Raw genomic sequence first — 3704 nt, 5'->3', positions numbered from 1 at the left:
CATTCAACGATTGGTTATTTAACGCCACATCAAAAATATCATGAACTAAAAAATGCCGCTTAGATCTTCTACAGAATTTGTTGACCATTACACACCAGGGTATCATTGCCATCACCGGTAATGATATTCTGGATTTCTGCCGGACGGTTAATATTCAACCCGCGTCCACCAATACTGGCAACGCCTGTCAGTAAGTTAACTGACGTATCTTTCGCAACCGCTGCCGCATTAAGGGTATTGCGTCCCCCGACGACACCATTGACAGCATCATCTAGTATAGCGCGGCTAGCTTGGCCGCTGAGCAATTGAGCATACTCATCGGTGTAAAAGTAAGTATTATCTGGCGTGCTTTTACTACCGTACAAACGTAACGACCAGGATGTTAAGGTGACCGGTAAAGCTGAGCTGTCACTGCTTATCTGCAACGTCCAGTTACCGGCTGATTTTTCACCAAAATCATGGGTTGACATAAAACGATATCTGAACCGGCCCGATTGACTGCTGCCCTTATCGCTAGTACTGGCGCCCGGCATACCCGCTGGGATTTTACCCTGCCTATCCAGCAATACACTCTGCGTGCCATCAGGCGAGATCAGTTTGAGCGTCAGATCGCCAAGACGACCCACATCGGCATCAAAATCAATTTCAACATGTTCAATATTTAGTCCCGCTTGCATAGCAATCGATGACGTCAGCGTTTTGCCGGCGGCCAAGGTTTTTCCAAGCTTACCACTGGAGGCACTGTAAACATACTCGTTAGCGGCAGTGCTTTGCGTCATCCAAGACTCAGCGAGGCGAACCGCTGCGCGGGCATCAACGGCACCGAAGCCATAATCATGACTGGTATGCATGCCGCCACCATTCCAGTGATGCGCTTTATTGTCACGCCATTCGGTCGTGGGGTCGTTGATTTTACGCGCGGACAGAGCAAGGATCTGCTGCACATCCCGATAACCAAGGTTCGGATTAGCCTCTAGCATCAACGCCACAATGCCGGAGACTATCGGCGTCGCAAAACTGGTACCTTGCATGCTGGTATAATCATTGCCAAAAGTGGAACCCCGTTCCGTTTTCAGCATATGGCTGGTCGACACCACGTTGCTTCCAGGGGCTGAGATCAGTAAACTGGCGCCCGGATTCGAGAACGGCGAGGAGCCAATGTGTAATGTCGACAAATCAGCTTGAGCATTGATAGCCCCCATCTGGACAGAAAAACGATTATTGTTGGTCAATGATCCCTGCGCACTGCCACCTGCTGCCCGATTATTACCACCGGAGGTCACAATAACCGTCCCCAATCCACCACGGCCATTAGCCGCCGCATATTGCGCATTTATACTCAACGACGCCGCTGTGTTTATACTGCCATCCGAAAAATTACTGAGGGCGAAATCGTTGGCAAATCCCCAACTATTGTTGGCAATGTCAAAATTGGACATATGTCCCAGCCCTGCCAGGTCGGCACCGTCATTGGCCAGATAATAGCCGCCTAACGTCGCTCCATGGGCAACCCCGACGCCACCTTTATTGTTTTTCGTTGCCACCATCACACCGGCCACCATTGTTGCATGATTGGAGACCTTGTCCGGCATGGTTCCGTGCGTCTGCTGAGTCTTCTGCCAGCTTTTATCGACATTGGCGACCAGATCAGGATGAGCAATATCAAAAATTTCCGGCGCAGTCGCAAACTGACCGCCGGGCTCGAACTGACCGATGCGCACTCCTTTGCCCGTGTAGTCCTGCCATACCGGTAAAATATTGGCATCACTCAGATACCATTGCTGCGCCGCCAATGGGTCACGCGGCACCTCTGGCGTCAGTAATGTAGCAACCGCCCTCATCGGGGCGCTTTTCCCGCTCGCTAAATCCATCACAGAGGCCGAAGGGTTACCCGCGGCATCAGTGACGCCATATTTAAAACTCATCAGACCGGTGTAAGTCGCATCCGGCGTAAACGCAACATCGCCCTGAGCGGTCAGGGTGACGTTGCCGCCCATCGCATCACCAACTTGGCTAATACGTAAGTTACCCTGACTGTTGAGGCGCTGATCATTGGCCAATAGAGTGGCAGCAGCAATCAGATGGGTGCGAGTACGAGAAAAAACCTTACCCTGCTGGTCATGGGTGAGAACATCCTCGACCGGCATTGCATTCGGCGTTTGTAAGTCAACCGCTGAAATATCGGCAAAATTGAGTTTTTGAATGTTTTTCAGCGTTACCGTGCCATCTCGCCCGGCAACCTTATCAGCGATTTGATAGCCACTGTCGGTTCGAGTAATCTGATAATCGCCGTGATTACCATGCAGGCTGACGATATTAATCCCCCCATCGCCATCGATCATGGCATTCCCATGGCCAACCTCAATAACATCATCGCCGACACTGCCGAAAATCATATCCGCGCCGCCACCAGCATATATGATGCTGCCACCTTTGGAGGCATAAATTTTATCCCCATTAGGTCCGGCATAGATAACCGATTTACCACTCCCACCAATCAGGGTATTGTGCCCGCTGCCACCGACCAGCACATCATCACCCATGCCACCTATCAAAGTCGAATAACCCGAGCCGCCTTTCATAAACACACCATTAGGCCCGCCACTGATGATGGTATCATTGCCACTGCCACCTTCAGCAATCGTTAAACCGGCTTGATCCATATCCAATATCATACCTTGGTTACCGGTGATAATGGCCATATCCTGTCCACCGTTACCATGAATATTTTTGCTATCGTCAGAAGCGCTGATAACAAAAACATCGTTACCGGCACCACCAACATAGGTATTGCTGCCTGCACCACCCACCAGCCAACTGCCTGTTTTAGCGGCAATTAACTGGTCATCACCACTGCCACCATACAGGTTGCTGACACCCAATTTATCTGCATCCAGCGTTTGCGCGCTGTCACTATGACTAGCGTAAGCCGTGGTCGTGATATGGTTAAAAGTCGAAGTAACGCGTGTTCCCGTCCCCTGAGTCGTTAGTGTGTTACTGACCGGATCAGCGACAAAGTTAACCGCTAATATTTCCCGCGTCTGACCTTGCATCATAAACGATCCACTGGCAACCACCCTGTTACCATCACGCACTTCATTTTTATTGGCTGACTGGACATTAATCTGAGTGATCCCCAGTTCCGTCAATGTTTTGAGCTCGCCCGCATCCACTTTCGCATCGTGGCTCACGTCCAGCCAAACCCGTAATTGACCCCAGATAGGATCACGCTTATCAATCACGCCATCTTGATTGCTATCTTCACTGCCCAAGGCGGCAAAACCATCGGCAAATATTTTTTCGCCCGCCACGCCGTTGCCACCGACCCGACCACCATAGTACTCAGAGAACATTTGGCTGACATTTTTTATCTGACCGCTGCCATCGTCAATTACCAGTATGCCGGTTTGCCGGTCTGCCCAACCGGTACGTTTAAGCGTGCCACTGTGATCCATATCGAATAACACCGCGTCGCGCATGTCGCTCATGTGCACGCCATGGCCACTCAAATCCAGTAACAGTGGGTCAACATAGGTATTGAAAGTTGTCCGCGCCGATAAACCGTTCAACATGGCAGCGTTTTTTAGACCGACGTCCAGTTGACAGGTATCGCCGGGGCGGAAGTAGGGTTTGCCGGAGTGTCAACGATCACCGAAAACTGATCCACTTTTTATCTAAATCCGATCAATCAAAATTGATCCACT

The 3704-nt window shown here is 50.6% G+C and carries 1 protein-coding gene; it reads right to left on the bottom strand.

What is annotated here, in order from left to right:
* Window positions 1-68: 68 nt before the first annotated feature.
* Window positions 69-3488 carry a S8 family serine peptidase gene (locus tag G468_RS21570; RefSeq protein ID WP_246067455.1) on the bottom strand — a complete coding sequence of 1140 codons (3420 nt, stop codon included), beginning with the start codon at window positions 3486-3488 and terminating at the stop codon, window positions 69-71.
* Window positions 3489-3704 lie beyond the last annotated feature (216 nt).

Origin of the sequence: Arsenophonus nasoniae DSM 15247 (assembly GCF_000429565.1) — a bacterium.
Taxonomy (GTDB): Bacteria; Pseudomonadota; Gammaproteobacteria; order Enterobacterales; family Enterobacteriaceae; genus Arsenophonus; species Arsenophonus nasoniae.
This window is presented reverse-complemented; position numbering and strand designations above follow the sequence as displayed.